Origin of the sequence: Micrococcoides hystricis, assembly GCF_042434215.1 — a bacterium.
GTDB lineage: Bacteria > Actinomycetota > Actinomycetes > Actinomycetales > Micrococcaceae > Micrococcoides > Micrococcoides hystricis.
Genome location: NZ_JBHLUB010000027.1, coordinates 41,649 through 62,712 on the forward strand (window position 1 = coordinate 41,649; position 21,064 = coordinate 62,712).

General features: G+C 61.5%; 18 protein-coding genes and 1 riboswitch. Of the genes, 11 read left to right on the forward strand and 7 right to left on the reverse strand.

The window, feature by feature from the left end:
* Positions 1-17 precede the first annotated feature (17 nt).
* The 3 genes from guaA to ACFFFR_RS05995 all read left to right on the forward strand — a co-directional run bounded on the left by guaA (position 18) and on the right by ACFFFR_RS05995 (position 6,728).
* Complete coding sequence (gene guaA / locus ACFFFR_RS05985) at positions 18-1,607, forward strand: glutamine-hydrolyzing GMP synthase (RefSeq protein WP_377458708.1); 1,590 nt, start codon at positions 18-20, stop codon at positions 1,605-1,607.
* 285 nt (positions 1,608-1,892) lie between these two features.
* Complete coding sequence (locus tag ACFFFR_RS05990; protein ID WP_377458710.1) at positions 1,893-2,216, forward strand: ArsR/SmtB family transcription factor; 324 nt, start codon at positions 1,893-1,895, stop codon at positions 2,214-2,216.
* A 126-nt stretch (positions 2,217-2,342) separates the two neighbouring features.
* A complete protein-coding gene (locus tag ACFFFR_RS05995; protein WP_377458712.1) occupies positions 2,343-6,728 on the forward strand; it encodes a DUF4011 domain-containing protein in 4,386 nt (1,461 codons plus the stop codon).
* On the opposite strand, the gene cpaB is transcribed toward ACFFFR_RS05995, so the two are convergent.
* From cpaB to ACFFFR_RS06010, 3 genes are all read right to left on the reverse strand, one after another.
* Positions 6,725-7,492, reverse strand: coding sequence for a Flp pilus assembly protein CpaB (gene cpaB, locus ACFFFR_RS06000; RefSeq protein WP_377458806.1), 768 nt, complete (start codon positions 7,490-7,492; stop codon positions 6,725-6,727). The genes ACFFFR_RS05995 and cpaB overlap by 4 nt on opposite strands.
* A 103-nt stretch (positions 7,493-7,595) precedes the next feature.
* Positions 7,596-7,847 carry an FmdB family zinc ribbon protein gene (locus tag ACFFFR_RS06005; RefSeq protein ID WP_377458714.1) on the reverse strand — a complete coding sequence of 84 codons (252 nt, stop codon included), beginning with the start codon at positions 7,845-7,847 and terminating at the stop codon, positions 7,596-7,598.
* 33 nt (positions 7,848-7,880) lie between these two features.
* The gene (locus tag ACFFFR_RS06010) at positions 7,881-8,495 is read right to left on the reverse strand and encodes a 5-formyltetrahydrofolate cyclo-ligase (protein ID WP_377458715.1); all 615 of its coding nucleotides are present in this window, start codon (positions 8,493-8,495) and stop codon (positions 7,881-7,883) included.
* A gap of 84 nt (positions 8,496-8,579) precedes the next feature.
* Here ACFFFR_RS06010 and ACFFFR_RS06015 point away from each other — a divergent pair, with 84 nt between their 5' ends.
* The 5 genes from ACFFFR_RS06015 (at position 8,580) to ACFFFR_RS06035 (ending at position 13,643) form a co-directional block, all read left to right on the forward strand.
* Positions 8,580-9,248 (forward strand): GNAT family N-acetyltransferase, encoded by a 669-nt coding sequence (locus tag ACFFFR_RS06015; RefSeq protein ID WP_377458716.1) that lies wholly within the window; start codon positions 8,580-8,582, stop codon positions 9,246-9,248.
* Positions 9,249-9,341: 93 nt separating this feature from the next.
* Positions 9,342-10,046 (forward strand): hypothetical protein, encoded by a 705-nt coding sequence (locus tag ACFFFR_RS06020; protein WP_377458717.1) that lies wholly within the window; start codon positions 9,342-9,344, stop codon positions 10,044-10,046.
* Between the two features lie 48 nt (positions 10,047-10,094).
* A complete protein-coding gene (locus ACFFFR_RS06025) occupies positions 10,095-11,327 on the forward strand; it encodes a phosphotransferase (RefSeq protein ID WP_377458719.1) in 1,233 nt (410 codons plus the stop codon).
* Positions 11,328-11,363: 36 nt separating this feature from the next.
* Positions 11,364-12,413 carry a hypothetical protein gene (locus ACFFFR_RS06030; protein WP_377458720.1) on the forward strand — a complete coding sequence of 350 codons (1,050 nt, stop codon included), beginning with the start codon at positions 11,364-11,366 and terminating at the stop codon, positions 12,411-12,413.
* A complete protein-coding gene (locus ACFFFR_RS06035) occupies positions 12,414-13,643 on the forward strand; it encodes a pyridoxal phosphate-dependent aminotransferase (RefSeq protein WP_377458721.1) in 1,230 nt (409 codons plus the stop codon).
* On the opposite strand, the gene ACFFFR_RS06040 is transcribed toward ACFFFR_RS06035, so the two are convergent.
* Positions 13,640-13,924, reverse strand: a complete 285-nt coding sequence (locus ACFFFR_RS06040; protein WP_377458723.1) for an exodeoxyribonuclease VII small subunit — start codon at positions 13,922-13,924, stop codon at positions 13,640-13,642. The genes ACFFFR_RS06035 and ACFFFR_RS06040 overlap by 4 nt on opposite strands.
* Positions 13,921-15,189, reverse strand: coding sequence for an exodeoxyribonuclease VII large subunit (gene xseA, locus ACFFFR_RS06045; protein WP_377458725.1), 1,269 nt, complete (start codon positions 15,187-15,189; stop codon positions 13,921-13,923). Before xseA ends, ACFFFR_RS06040 begins: the two co-directional genes overlap by 4 nt.
* Positions 15,190-15,273: 84 nt before the next feature.
* Between xseA and ACFFFR_RS06050 the strand changes: the two genes are divergently transcribed.
* The 3 genes from ACFFFR_RS06050 to ACFFFR_RS06060 all read left to right on the forward strand — a co-directional run bounded on the left by ACFFFR_RS06050 (position 15,274) and on the right by ACFFFR_RS06060 (position 18,655).
* On the forward strand, positions 15,274-16,371 hold the full coding sequence (locus ACFFFR_RS06050; RefSeq protein ID WP_377458727.1) for a 4-hydroxy-3-methylbut-2-enyl diphosphate reductase: 1,098 nt from the start codon (positions 15,274-15,276) through the stop codon (positions 16,369-16,371).
* Between the two features lie 43 nt (positions 16,372-16,414).
* A riboswitch (TPP riboswitch) is annotated at positions 16,415-16,515 on the forward strand.
* A 22-nt stretch (positions 16,516-16,537) separates the two neighbouring features.
* Complete coding sequence (locus ACFFFR_RS06055; RefSeq protein ID WP_377458729.1) at positions 16,538-17,329, forward strand: 3-oxoacyl-ACP reductase; 792 nt, start codon at positions 16,538-16,540, stop codon at positions 17,327-17,329.
* A 3-nt stretch (positions 17,330-17,332) separates the two neighbouring features.
* Positions 17,333-18,655 carry an LLM class flavin-dependent oxidoreductase gene (locus ACFFFR_RS06060; protein ID WP_377458730.1) on the forward strand — a complete coding sequence of 441 codons (1,323 nt, stop codon included), beginning with the start codon at positions 17,333-17,335 and terminating at the stop codon, positions 18,653-18,655.
* 107 nt (positions 18,656-18,762) lie between these two features.
* Here the strand turns inward: ACFFFR_RS06060 and ACFFFR_RS06065 are convergent, their stop codons facing one another.
* Both ACFFFR_RS06065 and glnT read right to left on the reverse strand, forming a co-directional pair.
* Entirely contained in the window at positions 18,763-19,485 is a 723-nt protein-coding gene (locus ACFFFR_RS06065; RefSeq protein WP_377458732.1) for a PIG-L deacetylase family protein, read from the reverse strand.
* 121 nt (positions 19,486-19,606) lie between these two features.
* A complete protein-coding gene (gene glnT / locus ACFFFR_RS06070; protein ID WP_377458734.1) occupies positions 19,607-21,016 on the reverse strand; it encodes a type III glutamate--ammonia ligase in 1,410 nt (469 codons plus the stop codon).
* Positions 21,017-21,064 lie beyond the last annotated feature (48 nt).

The window sequence follows — 21,064 nt, forward strand, 5'->3', positions numbered from 1 at the left end:
TGGAATAGAATAAAACCGTGAGCGAAATCCCAGCATTAGAACATCAGACAGTTCTTGTCATTGATTACGGTGCCCAATACGCCCAGCTCATTGCCCGGCGCGTACGTGAGGCCAATGTGTATTCCGAGGTCGTCCCGCATTCCCTTGCGGTGAACGAGATTCTCGAGCGTAAACCCGCAGCCATCATCCTCTCCGGCGGACCATCCTCGGTCTACACCGAGGGGGCGCCGGCAGTTGACCCTGCCCTGTTCGAGGCAGGTGTCCCGGTCTTGGGTATCTGCTACGGCTTCCAAGCGATGGCCAAGGCCTTGGGCGGCAAGGTCGAGAAGACCGGCAAACGTGAGTACGGCGCGACCGCCGCGTTGACCACCCCGGACGGTAAAGACAACCCGCTGCTGGCCGATATTCCAGTCGAGCAGAAGGTGTGGATGAGCCACGGCGACGCCGTGACCGAAGCCCCAGAAGGGTTCACCACCGTCGCCGCGACGCAGGCTGCCCCCATTGCCGCCTTCGCCGATGATGTTCGTCGCCTCTACGGTGTGCAGTGGCACCCAGAGGTCAAACACTCCGATTACGGCCAAGCCGTCATCGAGAACTTCCTGTTCAAAGGCGCGGGTCTGCGCGGTGACTGGACGACCGGAGACTTCATTGAAGAACAGGTCCAGTTGATCCGCGAACAGGTCGGTGACTCGCACGTCATCTGTGGCCTCTCCGGCGGTGTCGATTCTGCCGTGGCCGCCGCTCTGGTGCAGCGCGCCATCGGCGATCAGCTCACCTGTGTGTTTGTGGACCACGGGCTCATGCGCGAAGGTGAAGGCGAACAAGTTGAGAAGGACTTCGTCGCCTCCACCGGTGTCAACCTGGTGGTCGCACACGAGGAAGAACGCTTCCTGAACGCGCTGGCCGGTATCACCGACCCGGAAACCAAACGCAAGACGATTGGCCGGGAGTTCATTCGGGTATTCGAGGCCGCCGAGAAGCAGGTCTTGGAATCCGTGGCCAAGGAAGGCGCCCGCGTCGAATTCCTTGTCCAAGGCACGCTTTACCCGGATGTTGTCGAGTCCGGCGGTGGTGAAGGCGCAGCCAACATCAAGTCCCACCACAACGTGGGCGGGTTGCCTGATGACATGGAGTTCAAGCTCATTGAGCCGCTGCGGGCTCTTTTCAAGGACGAGGTTCGCGCCGTTGGGCGGGCTCTGGGGCTGCCTGAGGCCATCGTTGGCCGGCATCCCTTCCCAGGCCCTGGCTTGGGTATCCGCATCATTGGTGAAGTCACCAAGGAACGTCTTGACATCCTGCGGAAGGCCGATGCGATCGCCCGCTACGAGCTGGAGCAATCCGGCCACAGCGGTGAAGTCTGGCAGCTGCCTGTGGTGCTGCTGGCCGATGTCCGCTCCGTGGGTGTCCAAGGCGACTTCCGTACTTACGGTCATCCGATCGTTTTGCGTCCCGTGTCTTCCGAAGACGCGATGACCGCCGACTGGTCCCGGCTGCCATATGAACTGTTGGCCAAGATTTCTAACCGAATCACCAACGAGGTTGATGAAGTCAACCGCGTTGTGCTTGATGTGACCAGCAAGCCACCGGGAACCATCGAGTGGGAGTAACCCGGACACGACTAACCTAGTCACTGGTATCTCACAAAAAGGCCCGCTTGGGCAGGTTTTTACCAAGCGGGCCTTTGTGCTGCCCGCAGCTTCCCGATGCTCCCTGGGTGCATTGAACCAACTGGCCGGTAGCGCTCTAAAGTTCCACCTCTGTAGCTTTTTCGAGCGCCGCCGACTCGGTGCGATGTACACCACGGTATCTATCGATGTGTCGTACTAGTCGCAGTTAAGATGAAACCCTAGTATGTCATTTAGTGTTTTTATTTATCCGAGTAAGGCGTGGGTGTGCAGTTCGAAGAAGCGGCGGAAATTCTAAGAGTCCTAGCGAACCCTAAACGGGCGCAGATCGTCGACGTCATCTCCACCGAGGAGATGCATGCGAAGGAACTACTGGATTATTTCCAAATCAGCCAACCAACCCTGTCGCATGACATGAAGCAACTGCAGAACGCAGGGATCGTGAATGCGCGACGAGCTGGTAGATATATTTTCTATTCGCTCAATCAGGATCGGTTACGGGCGTTTCACTCTCGTTTGGGTGAACTATTTTTCGCTTCGAAGCACGGTGTCGCCCGCCCTCGCCGGAACGGTACTTCTTCGTCGAATTAGTTCATACCAGCAAAAGTTGAGACCGACATGCTTGTTCGGTTCGACGAGGCTGGGTCAGGGGCGTCAAGGCGTTTCACTTAGCGGATTGGGCGCAGCCCTACGGTAGCGTAGACACAAAAGTGTTTCATGCTCAGAAAGCGGGTACCTGTGTTCGGTAAACGATCCGGTGAGAATCCTGCCAAGCGTTTCTTCGGCCTGTTTGGCAGCCTCGGTTCCGAGGATGAGGCCGCCGAGGAACGCAAGGACGAGCAACGCGTCAAGGGCTCTGAAACGGGCACCTCTGACAAGGCCGGGAAACAGGAGTCAGCCACGGGTCTCAAAGATGAGGACCAACGTGCTGATTCCGACGCTCCGGCACGCACCGGTGACGAGACCGCATCGGAGGCGGCGGGGGAGCCACCAACAACAGCTACCCCGGTGATTGACCCGTCGGAGATCCGCACCGGGCGCAACGATACTGTTGCCGTCTCGGACGAATCCGCAGCGGCTGAATCGGACGCCAGCCAATCCGGCACAGGTGAGGGAGGCGATGCTGAAGATCTCGATGGTTCGGCTGATGAAGCGGAGTCAACTGAGACCAAAGGGGCAGGGCTGCGTTTTGATGCGAGCGACAAAGCCCATGAAGCGGCTTCAGCAGAGCCCGATTCGGACCCCGGTACTGACGATTTCCAAGAGTGGTTGGACTCGCTGAGTACCGGCAACGAGCAAGACACGATGCTGCGCTTTGCTCCGTCCCGGCTGAATAGCATCAACCTCACCCACGTCCACCCATCTGGGCTGACCCAGTTCATGGTCGGGCGGAAAACCCGTCTATCCACTTTGCTGCGCGACCCCGATGCGTTCGAGGATGCCAAGCGCGCGGCCCGGCTGATCCGGGCCAAGGTGAACGAACTTGAAGAAGAGCGTGGCATCAGCGTCGGATACTTGGCCTGCGGGCTGGTCACGTGGCGCAGCATCACTCCGAATGCGCAGGGCGAACTGCGGAGCGTCCACCTCAGTGCCCCGGCCTTGCTGGCGCGGGTGAGCATCACTATTCGTCCCGAACAGGACGACTACGAGCTGCAGCTGCAAGACCGCGCCGTGGTCAACCCCGCCCTCGTGCGTCGTCTGCAGCAGCGCGAAGATCTGCAACTGGAAACCGACTCGATTGTGGCAGCCGCGTATGCCACCGCGAAGTTGGATCCGCTGCCGGCCATGGATGAATTGCGCGCCCAATTGTCCGGACTGCGTTCCGTTGTGGTTGAGAACAACCTGCTGGTCTCCACCTTCGCCGACTTGTCCGAGGCCCACGACGGGTACGAACTCAACCGTGATCACCCATTCTTGGCAGCCCTGTACCGTGGCGACGAGGCGGTAGCACAGCTGCGTTCGGCGCAGCCGGAGGTCACGCTTGCACCCCTTGATGAGCGGGATCCTTCCGAGGAGTACTTGGTGCTGGACGCAGATGCCAGCCAACAGGCCGTGTTAGACCGAATTGTCAGCGGTCAAGATGTGGTGGTCGATGCCGCCCTTGGTACGGGTGCGTCTCAGACCGCGGCGAACGCGGCCGCGGTGCTCGCCGCCGCCGGTAAATCCGTGTTGGTGGTTGCCGAGCGGCGTTCCGGTCTGGATGACTTGTTGACCCACTTTGATCGGGTGGAATTGGCCAGCGCCGTACTGGATCTGCAGGAGGTCACCGATGATGCGAAGTTGCGCCATCGGGCGGTTGAAGCGATCTTGCGCAACGAACGGGCCGAGCAACCAAACTTGGAGTCCATCCACCGGACCCTGAAGAAGACGCGACACCAGCTGATCGATCACGTCAATTCGCTGCACAGCGTGCGGGATCGTTGGGGCTGCTCCCCGCTGCAAGCGATGCAGGCACTAGCGGAGCTGACCGCGCTGGAGCCGGCGCCTAAGACCGGGGTCCGGCTGAAGCGGTCTGTGCTGGATAAGACCGTGAACCGCGATGACTTGTCCAACAAGCTGGTTCGCGCCGCACAGCTGGGCGCCTTTGACGCCGATGTGCAGGCCCGTCACTGGTCCGGGGCCAAGCTGCGGAACCGCCGAGATGCGGAGAGCGCCTTTGAGCATGCGGTCGCGGCCGAGAAGCAGTTGCCCAAGCTGCGCGAGCGGATCCGGGAGATCACGGATCACGCGCAGATCAAGGTGGGCCAAACGTTTGGGTCTTGGGCCGAGCAGCTGAAGCTGTTGGCCGAGGTCCGCACGGTACTGGATCATTTCCAACCGGATATTTTTGAGCGCAACGTTCGGGACCTGATCCATGCCACCGGAAGCTCCGCGTGGCGCAAGGAGGCCGGGGTGGAGATCCCGTCTTCGATCCGGTCTCGGTTGCGTAAAGTTGCCAAGGCCTATATTCGACCCGGCGTGCAGGTCGACGATTTGCACAGCCGGTTGATGCAGGTGGAGCGACTGCGCGAATCCTGGAACAAGTACGCGTTGAGCCACCGGCACCCGGCGGTACCGCTGGGCATCTCGCAGGTACAGGAGCTGTACAACGAGGTCGCCGAACACCTCAACGAACTTGACCGCGTGCTCCGCCCGGTTGAGGGGAACAAGCTGGTGGACACTGACGTCGACACCATGATCGAGATCGTGAACCAGCTGGCTAAGGACGAGAAGACTCTGCTGGAGGTCCCGGAGCTGACCCTGATTCAGGAGCAGCTGAATGAGGCGGGCCTGCAGGAGCTGATGGCGGACCTGCAGGAACGCTCCGTCACCACTGATGAAGTCGCCGACGAACTGGAACTAGCGTGGTGGAAGTCTGCGCTGGAGGCCATGATTTCCGGCGACGACTACTTGGCGATGATGGGCGGCAAGGACCTGCGCCGCATCGAGGCCGAATACCAGCTGGCCGATCAAGCCCACATCGAATCCGGTGGCCGCAAGGTGGCGTTCGCCCTCGGACAGCAGTGGCGCCGCGCGCTGGCTGAACACATCACCGATGCCACCACGCTACGGACCGGGCTGAAAGACCATGACCTCGACATTGCCGGCTACTTCGGGTTGGCGCCGTCCCTGCAGACCGCGCTGATGCCGATTACCGTGGCCAGCCCACTGGGACTGGCGGCACATGTGCCCAGCAGCCGCAAGTACGACGTTGTGATCTTCCTCGACGCCGGTGAACTCACCCTGTCCTCGGCCTTGGGCGGCATCAACCGGGCCGACCAAGTGGTGGTCTTTGGCGATGCGCACTCACATGAGCCTAAGCCTTTCACCGTTTCGGTGGACCCGACGGCGCCGACTCGTTCGGTGGAGAAACTCACCAGCTTGTTCGACGCAGGTGCCCGCATCCTGCCGCCGGTGGCGCTGAAGCACCAGTACCGTGCCGTGGATTCGATGCTGATGCGTACCCTCGATGCGAAGGTCTACCAGCAGGGCATCAGCCGACTGCCGGCCCTGTCTGATATCAGCGGGGAGAATCCGACGTTGCGGGTGCACCAGCTGGTGGACTCCAAGGTCACGCTGCGGGCCAGCAGTGGCCGGAATGTGGAAACCTCGCACCGGGAGGTTGCCGCCGTCGTGCAGGCCATCGTGGCCCACGCCAAGGAACGGCCACGGGAGTCACTGGCCGTTATCGCCGGCAATGAGGCGCATGCCCGAGCCTTGGCCGAAGGCGTCAAACGTCAACTGGCCGAGGACCGCTCCGTAGTGCCGTTCTTCCAGGGCGGGGAGGAGCCGTTCGCCGTCGCCCCGTTGGAGCGTGCGGTGGGGCTGGACCGTGACCGGGTGATCTTCTCCCTGGGCTACACCGCCAGCGGTAACGAATTCAACCCGGAGGATGGTTACATCGCCAGCGAGGCCGCCATCAAGATGGTGGCCAAGGCGTTGCTCTCCGGGCGCAAACGCCTAGACATCGTGGTGTCTTTGACGCCAAGCATGCTGCAGGGCTTGAACTTGACCGGCGGACTGGCGACCCTCTTTGCGGTGCTGGCCGCACCGAAGGTGGGGCCAAGTTCCCTCCGCCACCTGCCGGCACCACTGCTGGATGATCTGTACTACCGGCTAGGTCAACTGGATCTTGCGGTACTGCGTGACTACGGCGAGCAGATTCCGGCCGTGATTGAGTACCGGCCTAACCCATTGACGGCTGAGGCAAGCACTGAACCGGTGAGCACCCCGGTGGCCGTGGTCACCGATGGGGATGAGAGCTTCGCCCGCATGAGTGTGCGCGAGCGCTCCCGGTTGCAACCGCTTCGGCTGCGCGGACTGGGCTGGCAGACGTTTACGATTTGGACGATCGAGGTCTTCTCGGATCCGGGTGCGTTGGCGCAGAAGATCTACTCGCTGGCGACCAACGGTAGTAGCGCGGACAAACAGGGAGGAACTGCGGTGGCAGCCAAACCGACACAGACAAAGCGGGCCAAAGGCCGGCGTGCCCGCTTCCAATTCACGGACGGGATCTTGCCCTCAACCGCAGCCGAGGATCAGCCGCACCGTTGGGGTGACGGTGAGGAACGCCGTGACCAGTGGTTGAAGGATCAGCGTCCGCCACACTGGGGGAACGACTAAGGCAAGCCCACCCCGGCGTCTTCTTCTTCGGGAGTCGTCGGGCTCAGGGTCATGAGGATGGACCCGCCGGAGGCTGCCGCAGCCACATTCGCTGCCAGCTTCTGCGGGACCGCCACCACGACGACGGCCTCCCCCTGATGAGAAGCCCCGGAACTGGTGAACGGTCCTGATTCAGCGGCCGGTTGTCCGTGGTACGCGGAGTTGTACAGGATGGTGGCCGCTGGCGCCAGAACGGTGGTGGAGTCGCGGCCGTCCTCGAATGAGGGCGCTTGAATCAGATCGACCGTGGCCCCGGGCGCCAAGATCTGCGCACTGGTGGCGTCCTGGCTCCGGATCGTCACCGCACGCGTTCCCGCCGGTAGTCCGGCCAACATTTCCGGGCCGAGCAAGAGGGAATGGCTGAGAACCATCCCGGCAGACAAGGGCACCGCCACGTGTTCACCGATGAGGTCTTCCGGGGAAGCGACCGTGCCCGAGAGGGCCGCTGCGGTTTCCGAAGACAGCTGCACCGTGGTCAGATCGTTAGCACTCAGCTTCTTCCCGACCGGGACATCTTGGGCGGTGACCACGACAGGTTGGGTGGCGACCGGTTCCCGGTGACCGGCCTGGAAGGTCAGGAACCCGGCCAGCAACGCCAGCACGAGGGCGAAAAGCCGTCGATGCTTGCCCAACGCCTCACGAAAAGTCAGGTTCAACACCGGCCGTTGCTGCCGCGTTGAGGAGCGGCGCTGACCCCGACGCGTGAAGAGTGCGAGCTGTCCCATGGACACCAGTACAGGCTGCTTCAGCTCTGCAGCATGTGCCAGGGCTGGCCGCAGGTGGAGATACCTGCCCTCATGTCAGGTTGTGGGGAAGTTCTCCTCGTGGCTAGTTCTGCGCGGCGCTCGGGGAGCTGGTATCGGTCTTGGCTGGTGCAGGCGATGAGGTTTGTTCGGATCCTGCCGAACGAGAATCGGTCTTGTAGAAACCGGATCCCTTGAACACGACACCGACGGTGTTGAACTGCTTGCGCAGGGTTCCCTGACATTGCGGGCAGACGTTCAACGCGTCCTCGTCGAAGGACTGGTAGATCTCAAAACCGTGGCCGCAGTCTTTGCAGGCATAAACATAAGTAGGCACGAAAGAAGATTTTACCGTGCACCGGGGCACGGTTTAGAACATCCAGTTAAAGCCCAATTGGGTGACAACCCCATCGACCGCTTGATCGTGCTCGTCCACCGGGAAGGTCCCCGGGGGAACGAATTCGTGCTGGTACACCATGCCCAGCAGCGTGGGAACAGCGGAGAGCGCCTTGACTTTGGCTAGGAACCGGTCATAGTAGCCGCCACCGTGGCCGAGCCGATACCCGTGAAAGTCGATGGCTTGGGCTGGCACCAGCATGACATCGACTTCATCGAAGACGTCGGCGCCGAACCGGGGCCCGACCGGCTCATCGATGGGAGCGTAGGCGCAGCGAGCCATTTCAACGCCCGGGTACCACGGTGTGAAGGCCAGCTGTCGCTCCGGCAAGCAGATCGGCATGAGTACCTCAAAGTGATCCTCTTCCACCAGCTGCTGCAGCAGTTGGTGTAAAGGCAGCTCGGTGCCGAAGGGCAGCGTGGCGGTGATGCGCCGATGGGGACTGTGCGAGGTCAACCATGGGCGAAGATGCGAGGTGATGAGGGCGGCGGCGCTGTTCCGCTCAGCCTGGCTCATGTTCTTGCGTTCGGCGACAAAGAACGCCCGTTGCCGCCGTTTGGCCTCATCGACATCGGAATGGGTGCTCATGGGGGTGATCATAACGGGCTGTGCCGCTAGGGTAAAGGGTCCCGACAGCGGTAGGTGGTGGTGCTGGACTATGATGAGGGTGCTATGACGAGCATCTTCTCCGGGAACCCGGCACGCTGGCCGGTGACGGTGTATGAGCCGGTTGATCGACCTGCCGGCTGGGAGCACCGTTTGGTGCTGCGACCGTTACGCCGACGGGATCAAGAGGAATGGTTTTCCCTGCGGCATCGCAATGCCGGCTGGTTGTTGCCGTGGGAAAACACGGATCCGGTTGAGGCGGAGAATGTCACCCATTACAACTTCGCCACCATGGTGCGCAGCATGCAGCGTACGGCCAAGTCGGGGCATTCCCTGCCGTGGGTGATCGCTAAGGAGCTCGATGATGGTGGGCCGACGGTGCTGATTGGTCAGCTGGCGGTGTCCGGAATCTTCTATGGTTCGTTGCGTTCGGCGGCGATTGGCTATTGGATTGATGAAAGCCATGCCGGGTTCGGTCTGACGCCTCGGGCCGTGGCCTTGGCCGTGGATCATTGTTTTACGCGTTTAGGGCTCCACCGGCTGGAGATCAACATCGTGCCGCAGAACGCTAATTCGTTGCGTGTGGTGGACAAACTCGGTTTCCGCTTCGAAGGCACGAGGAAGAATTACCTGCACATCAACGGTGCCTGGGTTGATCACCAGAGTTTCGCGCTGACCGCAGAAGAGGTTCCGGCAGGCGGATTGTGGCAGCAGATCGCGCGAAATAACAGCTAAGTCAGCCTTGACCGGAGTGTCACCACCAATACGGAAGACAGAACCGTTAATTTGGTGAGTAGCGCATCCGCACACTGAACTTAGGACTGACCCATGAACGAGCAGCCCCAAACTCTCCGCATCAACTGGCAACGGGTACCTTTTGCTGTGGTCGGCTTGGTCTCGCTCGTCGCCATCCCGGTCACCGTCATGTTGGCCAATGCCGGTGTCGTCGGGTGGAGCTGGCCTCTGCTTTTCGGCTTCCTCACCTTCGCCTCGGTCGGCAGCCTGCGGATGCTCGCGATCCGCTCCGAATACAAGCCTCACGGATACCACCAGAGCCCAACGGCCGCCTCATACCAGCGTAAGAACGTGCCGGGACTCACGCCACGGAATACCGCCGCTGATCCCTTCGACGCCAGTCAGGAACTCAACGCCGAGACGACTGAAGCTGACACCGCCGAAGCTGTTAGTGAGCACAGCAGCGATGCGGTAGAAGCTGAACTGCAGCAAGAGCATGCTGCATCGGAAACGGTCACCGATGTGGTCGCTGCCGAAGCCGAGACCACATGGGAACCAGTAGAGGTGCCCGCACCCAAGTACACCCGCGAAGCTAAAGCTGAACGCGCCGAACCGGAACCGCTGGAGCTTCCGGAAGAGCCGAAGGCTAGCGTTAATCGCCTGAAAGATACCCTGCTGGTCAATGAGGACCTCTTGCGCGAACAACAGGAACGGATCATCCGTACCTCGGTGCGCGCGCACCAGCCGAAGGCAGGGGCTCTGAATCTTGATGACGTTCTGGAACGCCGCCGGGCCTAGACTCAGACCCATCACTGCCCGGAGGCACCGGGCTGAGAGCAGGCGGGCATGAGCCAGCCGCTGACAGAACACCTCGAGCATTTCCACAATGCAGCCCGGTTGAACCTCTTTTTCCGGGCGCGTCTTGCGGCCCGGGGCATCGCCGTCGACACCATCGACATCGTGCGCGTCCAGCATCGCCCAAAAGCCGGGGTCACCGGGGTATACCGTGTCCGCGGCAGCATGGGCGGACGCGCGATTGAGCACCACTACGGGATGACTACCGAATCGTTGACGGCCCAAGAACGCCATGACGTGGTGCAGACCCACTATGCGGGCATCCCCGTGAGTGTCTGGCGGCACCCAACGGACCCACGGCTACCGGGATTGCCTTTGGCCACCGACCCTGGCACCTTGTGCGCTCTGTGGCCGGATGCCTTTCCGACGGCAGGGGAGCTGGACCTTTCGTGGCGAACCTACCGGCCGTTGCGGCGGGCTGTTCTGCATGCGCAGTACGGCGCGCAGGAAGCCTACCTGAAGGTGCTGACGCTAAAACGGGCGGGCCGACTCGGCCACATCCATCGGATCATGGCCGACGCCAAGGTGCCCACCGCCAGGTTGGTGGGGGAGCCCAAAGCAGGGATTGTGCCGCTGGCAGCGCTGCCGGGAAGACCGATGACCGACTACCTGTTCAGCTGGAATCCGGACGTGCTCGACCGGGCGCTACCGCTGGCCGAATTGGTTCAGGTGTTAGATGACTTGCCGACTGAGTTGACGACGCTGCGCCCTCGGTCGGCGTGGGCCGACGGCATCGGAGCTTTTACCCGTTCTGCGGCGGCAGCCTTCCCGCACTTGGCTCCGCGACTGCGGCGGGTCCGGAAGCACTTACGTAAACGGTTGGCCAAAACCGATCGCGGTCCGGTGGTGCCCACCCACGGTGATTTTTATGAAGCCAATATTTTTCTGACCGAAGGCCCAGACCAATCCCTGAGGTTTTCCGGGCTGCTGGACTTAGACACCATGGGCCCTGGGCATCGGGTCGACGATCTGGCCTGTCTGCTTGGTCACCTTGCCGTCCTACCGTCGGTGCATCCGGACTACCGGAGAATTGAACCGCTCACGGCACGCTGGTGGCAGGTCTGCGCCGGTCTCGTTGACGAGCGAGCGCTACAGTTGCGGGCCGCCGCTGTGGCCCTGACCCTCATCGCCGGGACTAAACACGCCCCGGCACACAAAGCTGCCAGCATCGCAGAACAACGACTGACCGCGGTGGAGGAAATACTGGAGGGTAAAAGGGCATAGAATCGAAAAGGGGCAAAGTGGGAAGGACAATCAAGGATGGCACAGCGACGAGCATCACGGTCTCAGCTGCTGCGCGCCGGCGCGCTGGTGGCGCTCGCTGGCACCGTTGTCCTGAGTGGATGCACGCAGAATCCTGAGCCGGGCCCCACCCCGGAGGAGATCACTGAGCTGAGCGTGTTCGTCCCTGCCGAACCGCTTGATGCAGCCGTGACCGAGGCCTACCTGCAATACGTGGATGCACAGGAACGTTTCAAGGTCGACCGGCAAGACAGCCAAGGCACTGACCAGCAGGATGAGGCCCCAGCATTCTTCAATGAGAGTGAAGTGAAAGACACCCTGACCCGTCTGGTGCAGGGAAATACCTCACTGGCGGTCGTGCGCGCCGGCCAAGCGCTGAACATGCTCGACCCCAACACCCTGCTGGTGCCGGTGACACGCCAAGAGACCAGCCCGGCACCCGAAGCGACCCCGTCCCCGTGGCCATCCACCGCCGCGCAGAAGGACGAACAACTGGCTGACCGGCTGCCCATCACCATCCAGCCGGCGCGTTCCTCCGAGGGCCGCCGAGGCGTGCGTGTTTTGAGTGCGTCCTTTGTGAAGACGGCACGGGAACTAGAGCCTGAGCAACAACTCAGTGACGTCTGCGACGAGCTTGACGCCGTCGTCCAGAACAGGATGCCCATCGCCCAGATTCGGGCAGAACTTGCGGCCGGCTTTGACTGCGAACCGCAGACGCTAACCGAAACTGAGCCGGTTGCCGCACTCCGGGAAGGCATGAGCGGAACCGCGGATCTGGTGCTGCTCGATAGCGCGAACCCGGCCGGTTTCGACAAGGGCATGGCAACGGTCCTGCCCGATGACTACCTGCTTCGAGCCGACAATTACCGCCCACTGCTATCAACCAGCGCGTTGTCCGACACCGAACTGACGGCCCTGTCTGAGACCGTGGCCCATGTCAGCGAAAAACTTACCGGCGAGGAACTGACCAACCTGTACCGGTACATCCATGAAGACCCATCCATGACCCCGGCCGAGGCCGCCACGTGGTGGCTGCACCGGCAGGGGCTGCTAACGGAAGAGAACTAGGTGCAAGAGATCAGGCAATCCAGCAAACTCCAGTACGTGCGCTATGACGTGCGCGGCCCTGTCATGGAGGAAGCACAACGGATGGAAGAAGCCGGTCAACGCATCCTGAAACTCAACATCGGTAACCCGGCACCGTTCGGATTCGATGCACCGGATTCGATCCTGATGGACATCATCCGCCACTTGCCGCAGGCGCAAGGCTACTCGGACTCCAAAGGTATTTATTCGGCCCGGACCGCCGTCAGCCAGTACTACGAGTCTCGGGGCATCATGGACATCTCGGTGAACGATGTGTTCATCGGCAACGGCGTCTCCGAGATGATCAGCATGGTGCTGCAAGCCTTGGTCGACAACGGCGATGAAATTTTGATTCCGGCCCCTGATTATCCACTCTGGACTGGGGCAACCACGTTGGCCGGTGGCACCGCGGTGCATTATCTGTGCGATGAGAACAATGACTGGAACCCTGACTTAGAGGACATCGAGTCTAAGATCAGTCCGCGCACCAAGGCTATTGTGCTGATTAACCCGAATAACCCAACCGGTGCGGTCTATTCGCGGGCCACCTTGGAAGGGTTCGTGGACGTGGCGCGGCGGCACAACTTGGTGCTGATGGCCGATGAGATCTACGAAAAGGTGCTCTACGACGGCGCCCGGCACATCAATGCTGCGGCATTGTCTGACGATGTGCTGACGTTGACGTTCTCCGGGTTGTCGAAGGCCTACCGGGTGGCTGGTTTCCGGTCCGGCTGGGTGGCCGTGTCCGGACCGAAGCATCGGGCCCGGAACTTCTTGGAGGGCCTGACCTTGCTGGCTAATATGCGGATGTGTGCCAATGTGCCAGCTCAGCACGCGATCCAAACGGCGTTGGGTGGCTACCAGTCCATCAATGATCTGGTCTTGCCCGGTGGCCGGTTGCGAGAACAGCGCGACGTCGCCTACCGCATGCTCAATGAGATTCCTGGCGTGAGCGTGAATCAGGCCAAGGGGGCCCTGTATCTGTTCCCGCGGCTTGACCCCGAGGTGTACAACATTCAGGATGACGAGAACTTCGCCCTGCAGCTACTGAAGGAGCAGCGGATCTTGGTCTCCCACGGTCGGGCGTTCAACTGGGTGAACCCGGACCATTTCCGGTTGGTGACCCTACCGTCTGTGGAAGTTCTGACCGAAGCGGTGGGCCGCATCGGGGAGTTCTTGGACGATGTGCGCGAAAAGGGCCGCGTCCTCTAGTTTTGACCGGTGGCGTCGGCGCCGCTGTCGCCTTGAACCTGGGCACGGACCTGATCCAACCGTTGCTGGGCCCCGTTGAGCCACGATTCACAGCGGTTGGCCAAGGCCTCGCCGCGTTCCCAAAGGGCCAAGGATTCCTCCAGTGAGGTTTGGCCGGCCTCGAGACGGTTGACGATGTTGACCAGTTCCTGGATGGCGGCCTCGTAACTGAGTTGGCCAATATCTGAGGTGTCTGCCGTGGCAAAGGCGGTCTGGTCTGGTTGGTTGGGCTGGTCCGTCATGCTTGGTCGGTACCTTTCGACTCGGAGGGTTGTGCGTCGGTCAGTGCGGAGGTGGTGGTGCCTTCGGAGGTCGCGGCGAGCGCGCCGTCGGCTAAGAGCAGCTGCAAGGCGGTCCCGGCCGGAGCCTGTTCCGGGTTCTTCAGCACGTGCCCGTCAATCGTGCGGGCGACCGCGTAGCCCCGGTTCAGAGTCTTTTGCGGAGACAAGGAACGAACCTGGGTACGCAGGTGTTCGATCCTAGCGTGGCCTGCGGCCACCGCCCGGTCTGCGGCTTGGAAGGCCCGGGCCCGGATGGCAGCGAGTTCTTGGGCACGCAATTGAACCATGGTGTGCGGGTTGGCCAGCACCGGCCGGGTGCGTAAGGCCGCCAGGCGCTCCGCTTCGGTGGCTAAGAGCCGTTGCACCCCGGCGGCTAACCGCTGCCGTCCTTCGGCGATCATGGCCAACTCTTCTGAAGCGTCGGGCACGATGCGCTTGGCAGCATCGGTGGGGGTTGAGGCCCGCAGATCGGCCACATCATCTAGGATCGGGCGGTCTGCCTCGTGCCCGATAGCGGAGACAATCGGGGTCTGGGCGGAGGCTACCGCCCGGATGAGGGCCTCGTCGCTAAAGGGCAGGATGACTTCTTCGAGTGCGCCACCACCGCGGGCAATCACGATGACCTCCACCTGCGGGTCGGCATCAAGTTCTTGGAGCGCGCGGGTCACCGCGGCGGGCGCTTGGGGACCCTGAACCTGGGTCTCAATCAGCTTGAACCGTGCGGCCGGCCAACGCAGGGTCGCATTGCGCATGACATCCTTTTGGGCGTCGGAATCCTTGCCCGCGATGAGCCCGATGCAGGCCGGAAGCTTCGGCAAGGGACGTTTGCGTTCCGGGGCGAAGAGACCTTCGGCAAAAAGCGCTTTGCGCAGCATCTCTACCCGGGCGAGCAGATCTCCGATACCGACCGGGTTCATCTGCTGGATGTTCAGTGACAGTCGACCGTTTTTTTCGTAGAGCTGCGGGTTCACCAGTGCGGTAACCCGGGCGCCGACATCGATGCCAGGGGAGAGCTTCGCGGCAACCGAGCGCCACACGGTCACGGACATGGACACGTCTTGATTCAGGTCCCGGATGGTGCCGTAGACGTTGCCACGGATTTCCTTGAACTCGATCAGCTCACCCTCAACCCAAATATGGGGTGCACCGGAGAGCAATTGCTTCAGCCCGGCCATGTACTGGCCCAGTGGCATCGGTGAGTCTGGTTGGTTCAAGACAGTTGCCATGGTCTCCACTGTAGCGGCTCCCACCCCCGTGCTAGCTCAAGGCCCGGGGCGAAGATGTGCGGCAAGTTCGATAGACTAGGGGACATGTCCACTCATGTTTCCTCCAAGCCTGTTTCGATGCCCATGCCATCCATGCCGCGGGTGCGTCGCTCCCGTGAAGAGGTGGAAGCTGCCGCTCCCGTCCACGGGGAGAAAAAAGTTTTGCTGGCCGCTCCGCGCGGTTACTGCGCCGGCGTCGACCGCGCCGTCATCGCCGTTGAAAAAGCCCTCGAGCACTACGGCCCACCGATCTATGTCCGCAAGCAGATCGTGCACAACCGGCACGTGGTGGAAACCCTCGAAGAACGCGGCGCGATCTTCGTAGAAGAAACCGATGAGGTCCCCGAGGGCTCACTGTTGGTGTTCTCCGCCCACGGTGTTTCACCGGCCGTGGTGCAGTCCGCCAAGGACCGGGATCTTGAGACCATCGATGCGACCTGCCCGCTGGTCACCAAGGTGCACCGGGAAGCGGTCCGCTTCGCCAAGAATGGCTACCGGATTCTGCTGATCGGTCACGAAGGCCACGAAGAGGTAGAAGGCACCTACGGGGAAGCCCCGGAAGTGACCACCATCGTCAACGGACCGGAAGAAGTCGCCGATCTGGTGGTGCCAGAGCACGAGAAGCTGATCTGGCTGTCCCAAACCACGCTGTCCGTGGACGAGACGTTGGAAACCGTCCGGCTGCTGCGTGAGCGGTTCCCACACCTAGAAAACCCGCCATCGGACGATATTTGCTACGCCACCTCCAACCGTCAGCACGCGATCAAAAAGGTCGCCCCGCAGGCTGATCTGGTGCTCGTGGTCGGTTCCACGAACTCCTCAAACTCGGTCCGGCTGGTCGAGGTCGCACTGGAATACGGGGCCAAGAATGCCAAACTGGTTGACTTCGCCCGCGAGGTCGATGAGGCCTGGTTCGAAGGCGTCGCCACCGTTGGCGTCTCCTCGGGTGCCTCGGTCCCAGAGGTCCTCGTCCAAGAGGTCCTGCGCCTGCTGGCCGACTACGGTTACGGAGAAATTGAGGAGATTGTCACCGCCGAGGAAGACATCATTTTCTCCCTGCCGAAGGAACTTCGTCCGATCCTGCGCGCCCACGGCGACGAGTCCCGGGCGTTGGGCGGACGCGGCACCAAAACGCCCAAGTAAAGCGCACGAATCTGCCATTGCGTAGTTCTTTGCTACGCTTGTGAATTGTGACACGGGGTGCCCCCACACGGTGCGGGGCTGAGAGAACACCCGTCGAACCTGATCCAGATAACACTGGCGAAGGGAATGTCTCATCACTCCCTTCTGCCATCGCAGAAAGGCATCCATGGCAGATCACCAAGCCCCGGCGTTGAACCAGCAAATCGTCCTCGTTACCGGGGGCGCACGCGGACTCGGCAAAGCCGTCACCGAAGCATTCTTGCGCGAAGGTGCCAAGGTCGTCATCAACTACCTGAACTCCCGCGAAGCCGCAGAAGCGCTCGCGAACGAGGCCAACGAGCGTGCCGCAAACTCGGCCATCGCCATCCAAGGTGATGTGACTGATCCGGCCGCCGTGAAGAACATCTTTGACACCGCCAAAGAGTTCTTCTCCGCACCGATCTCCACCGTGGTGAACAACGCACTAGCCTCCTTCTCCTTCGACGGCGACGCCCGCCCCAAGGCCGACGAGATCGACTGGTCCCGTTTCACCGGTCAGTTTGAAGGCAACGTTCGCGGCGCGGTCAACACCACCCAGGCAGCCCTCGCTGGTTTCGAGGAACTCGGTTCCGGCCGCATCATCAACATCGGCACCAACCTGTTCCAGCACCCGGTGGTGCCCTACCACGACTACACCGCCTCCAAGGCCGCGCTGCTGTCGTTGACCCGCACCTTCGCCCACGATTTGGGTCCGAAGAACATCACCGTCAACATGCTCTCCGGTGGCCTGCTGCGCACCACCGATGCCTCCGCGGCCACCCCGGAAGAAGTCTTCGACTTCATCGCCTCCGGCACCCCGCTGCGCTCGGTCACCACCCCGGCTGAATTCGCGGACGCGATCCTGTTCTTCGCCTCCCCATGGTCACGCTCAGTCACCGGCCAGAACTTGGTCGTTGACGGCGGTTTGGTCATGGACTAACCGATGGATCAGGAACCCAAACTCCATTTCAACCTGTTCCTGTTCACCGCCGGACACCACTCGGCGGCATGGCGGCACCCGGACTCCGCGCTCGAACGACTCGGAGACATCAGCTACTACCAGGAACTGGCCAAGATCAGCGAACGGGGTCTGCTCGATGCAGTCTTCTTCGCTGACGGTCACTCGGTCCCTCCGGTGGCACAGGGGGCCCGGTGGTTCCTTGAACCTCTCACCACGTTGTCTGCCATCGCGGCGGTCACGGAGAACATCGGGCTGATCTCCACCGTCTCCTCCACGTTCTACACCCCGTTTCATGCCGCGCGGTTTGCCGCATCCCTAGACCACATTTCCGGTGGTCGGGTGGGCATCAACGTGGTGACCAGCATGTGGGACGCGGAAGCGCGCAACCATAACCGCGAGGCCATGCCAGCCGCCGCGGAGCGGTATGCCCGGGCCGAGGAGTTCATACAGGTCATGACGGGACTGTGGGACTCGTGGGCCGATGACGCCATTGTCGCCGACCGCCAGGGGCTGTGGGCTGATCCGGACAAGGTTCGCCCGATCAACCATCAGGGTGAACACTTCCTGGTGGACGGACCCTTGACCGTGCCACGCTCCCCGCAAGGCAAACCGGTGCTTATTCAGGCCGGCGCCTCCGAGGACGGCAGGAACTTGGCGGCCCAGTGGGCTGAGGCCATCTACGCGGTGGCCTTCGACCTGAAGGCGGGCCAAGACTACTACCGAGATGTGAAGTCCCGGATAGCCAAAGCTGGACGCAACCCGGACGCCACCGCAATCCTGCCCGGCCTGGTCACCTACATCGGGTCTACCGAGGCCGAGGCACGGGCGAAGAAGGCCGAACTGGATGCGTTACTACCGGTCCAGCATTCCCTACGTGAACTCGGTCTGTTCATTGGGCAGGACTGCTCGGACTGGGACGTGGACGCGCCCATCCCGGACCTGCCGAGCTTGGAGGAGGTCACCGTTCCGAAAGGACGGTACGGCACCATCCTGCGCATGATCGAAGTGGACACGGTGGACGGCAAACGACCGCTGGTGCGCCAAGTCCTAGGCCGGCTGGCTGCCGGTGGCGGACACTGCACCATGATCGGCACCCCGGAACAGGTGGCCGATGAGATCGAAACGTGGTTCCGCAACGAGGGCGCCGACGGGTTTAACCTGATGCCGCCGATGTTGCCGAATTCGTTGGAAGACTTCATCGACCACGTCATCCCGATCCTGCAAAAGCGGGGCCTGTTCCGCACCGAATATGAGGGCAAAACGTTGCGCTCTCACTTCGGTCTAGAACAACCCGTCATGGTGTAGCCACCACCCCTAAAACAAGCTTGTGCCCCGCACACACCGGTTCAGCGTTACCGGTGTGTGCGGGGCACGAGTCGTTTAAGAGCAGCCGGTGGTGGATGCTTGCACCGCTAAAACTCGTAGCGCCGGAACGGGGCAGCATATTCGGTGCCGGCTGCCTCGCCTCCACCGCGCAGGATTTCCGGGATGAACTTTTCCGGTGCCATGTGATCTGGCAGGGACTCTAGGTAGATTTTGTGTGCCGCCAATGACTGCACCGCCCGGTCCTTGGCTTTCTCACCGACCCGCACAGCCGCATTGGGCTCATTGTGGGCGGTGACCCACAACTGTTTTGTCGACCATGGGGCTAAGCCTGCATCGGCGAGCTCGGTAAACAACCACGGGTTGTCCGCGTCCCGGATGGCGTCCACGGTCGCCAGCCCCACGTTGCGGTGATCGGCGTGGTTCAACCCCCACCCGACGGTCAGTTCCCAGGTCATGGTGATGACGACATCGGGGCGGACCTTGCGGATGTGCTCGGCGATCGCCTGACGCAGCTCGAGGTTGTTTTCCACCAGTCCGTCAGGGAAGTCCAGAATCTCAAGATCGTTGACGCCCACCACGGCGCAGGCTTCTTGCTGTTCGTCGCGGCGCAACGCGACTGTTTCGGCTGGTTTCATCTCGCGGATGCCGGCCTCGCCTGCGGTGATCAGCAGGTAGTGAACTTCTACTCCGGCATCGGTGAGTTCGGCCACCGCGGCGGAGGCACCGTACTCCATGTCATCGGGGTGGGCGACAACGCAGAGGACCCGCCCAATGCCGTCGAAGTTAAGGTGGGGGAGTTGGGTGCCCATGGGTGTCCCTCCTAGAAGTGTTCTTAACACAACAATGCCTCCGATCTTGGCGTGATGCCAATACCGGAGGCATTGTGTTGGGTCTAGCCCGCCTTAGGCTCGGGCCAGTCTGTAGAGTCCCTTACGGGAAGAGCAGGTAACGCTCGATCTCGATCGGGGATACCTCATCGGTGACCTCGTGGAACTCGTCGTTCTTCACGCGGATGTAGTAGTCGATGAAGTCTTCAGTTGCGTCTGAAGGTTCACCTTCTGGGCCATCCTTTGGAACCTTGCCGAACGCCTCACGCAGCACGTCGTCCTTGCCCAAGTAGTGGCAAGCTTCCCAGAGGGAGCCCGGCAGCAACTTGATACCGCGTTCGCGCAGCTGCGATGGGGAGAAGTCGTACAGGTTCTTCTCGTTGATCGGACCTGGATCCAGTTTGCGTTCGATACCGTCGAGGCCGGCAGCCAATGCTGCGGCCATCGCCAAGTATGGGCTGCCGGAGAAGTCCGGGGTCCGGTCTTCGATGGCGCCATTACGGGCGATACGGATCATCTGGGTGCGGTTGTTGCCGCCCCAGGTCCGGGCCACTGGGACCCAAGTACGAATGGTTTCGGTACCTGGTTTCAGGCGCTTGTAGGAGTTCACGGTGGGTGCCGCGAACGCCGCGTAGCCGCGTGCGTGCTCCAGCAGGCCGGCGATGAAGTGGTAGGCCACATCGCTAAGCCCGAAGCCACGTGGGTCTTCTTCGCCGTCTTGGGCTTCGAAGAGGTTGATGTCATTCTCCATGTCCCACAGGCTCATGGTGAAGTGCATACCGTTACCGGTGTTGTCCGTGAACGGCTTCGGCATGAAGGTTGCCAGGGCGCCGTGTTCACGGGCGAGCATATCGACCATGTACCGGAAGAAGATGGCGCGGTCGGCGGATTCGACAGCGTCAGCGTAGGTGACGTTGCATTCGAACTGGCCGTTGCCGTCTTCGTGGTCAACCGCGTAGTTTTCCCACCCGAGTTCGGTGACGTACTTGGAGAGTCGGGTCGCGAACTCGTAGTTGCGGGAGAGGGACTTCACGTCATAGCAGGGCCGTGCCCAGTTGTCGTGTTCGTCCGCCACTTGCAGGTTTCCGTCTTCGTCGAAGTTCACGAGCATGAACTCGGCTTCGAAGCCCAACCGGAAGTCAAAGCCCATTTCCCGGGCGCGCTCCACCTGACGCTGCAGGATGGTTCGTGGACAGAATGGCCACGGCTCACCATTGACGTAGGCGTTGCCAATCACGTGCCCGAGGTTTTTCTTCCAGGGAACAACGCGGAAGGTCTTCGGGTCCGGCAGGGTCACCACATCCGGGCTGTGGGGGCCTTGACCGATGTCACCGGCGGCAAAACCGGCAGCACCGGCGCCTTCGGCGAACAGATCTTCTACGTGTTCGGCTGGAACGAGCTTGGCGTTGGATTTACCCTTGATTTCCGAGAAGGAGGCAAAGATGAACTCGATGCCCTTCTCTTCACAGAGTTTTTTGACTTCCTCGACGGTTTGCGGTTGTTGGATTGGCATTTTATCCCACCTATTTTCTTTGTGGATTACTTTGCGGCTAATCGGGGT

What these genes read in the sequence shown, in the direction of transcription:
- ACFFFR_RS06025 (WP_377458719.1), top strand. Translation starts at nt 10,095, where the DNA reads ATGAGCCAGCCGCTGACAGAACACCTCGAGCATTTCCACAATGCAGCC.
- ACFFFR_RS06015 (WP_377458716.1), top strand. Translation starts at nt 8,580, where the DNA reads ATGACGAGCATCTTCTCCGGGAACCCGGCACGCTGGCCGGTGACGGTG.
- ACFFFR_RS06020 (WP_377458717.1), top strand. Translation starts at nt 9,342, where the DNA reads ATGAACGAGCAGCCCCAAACTCTCCGCATCAACTGGCAACGGGTACCT.
- glnT (WP_377458734.1), bottom strand. Translation starts at nt 21,016, where the DNA reads ATGCCAATCCAACAACCGCAAACCGTCGAGGAAGTCAAAAAACTCTGT.
- ACFFFR_RS06040 (WP_377458723.1), bottom strand. Translation starts at nt 13,924, where the DNA reads ATGACGGACCAGCCCAACCAACCAGACCAGACCGCCTTTGCCACGGCA.
- ACFFFR_RS05995 (WP_377458712.1), top strand. Translation starts at nt 2,343, where the DNA reads ATGCTCAGAAAGCGGGTACCTGTGTTCGGTAAACGATCCGGTGAGAAT.
- xseA (WP_377458725.1), bottom strand. Translation starts at nt 15,189, where the DNA reads ATGGCAACTGTCTTGAACCAACCAGACTCACCGATGCCACTGGGCCAG.
- ACFFFR_RS06055 (WP_377458729.1), top strand. Translation starts at nt 16,538, where the DNA reads ATGGCAGATCACCAAGCCCCGGCGTTGAACCAGCAAATCGTCCTCGTT.
- ACFFFR_RS06010 (WP_377458715.1), bottom strand. Translation starts at nt 8,495, where the DNA reads ATGAGCACCCATTCCGATGTCGATGAGGCCAAACGGCGGCAACGGGCG.
- ACFFFR_RS06060 (WP_377458730.1), top strand. Translation starts at nt 17,333, where the DNA reads ATGGATCAGGAACCCAAACTCCATTTCAACCTGTTCCTGTTCACCGCC.
- cpaB (WP_377458806.1), bottom strand. Translation starts at nt 7,492, where the DNA reads ATGGGACAGCTCGCACTCTTCACGCGTCGGGGTCAGCGCCGCTCCTCA.
- ACFFFR_RS06065 (WP_377458732.1), bottom strand. Translation starts at nt 19,485, where the DNA reads ATGGGCACCCAACTCCCCCACCTTAACTTCGACGGCATTGGGCGGGTC.
- ACFFFR_RS06030 (WP_377458720.1), top strand. Translation starts at nt 11,364, where the DNA reads ATGGCACAGCGACGAGCATCACGGTCTCAGCTGCTGCGCGCCGGCGCG.
- ACFFFR_RS06050 (WP_377458727.1), top strand. Translation starts at nt 15,274, where the DNA reads ATGTCCACTCATGTTTCCTCCAAGCCTGTTTCGATGCCCATGCCATCC.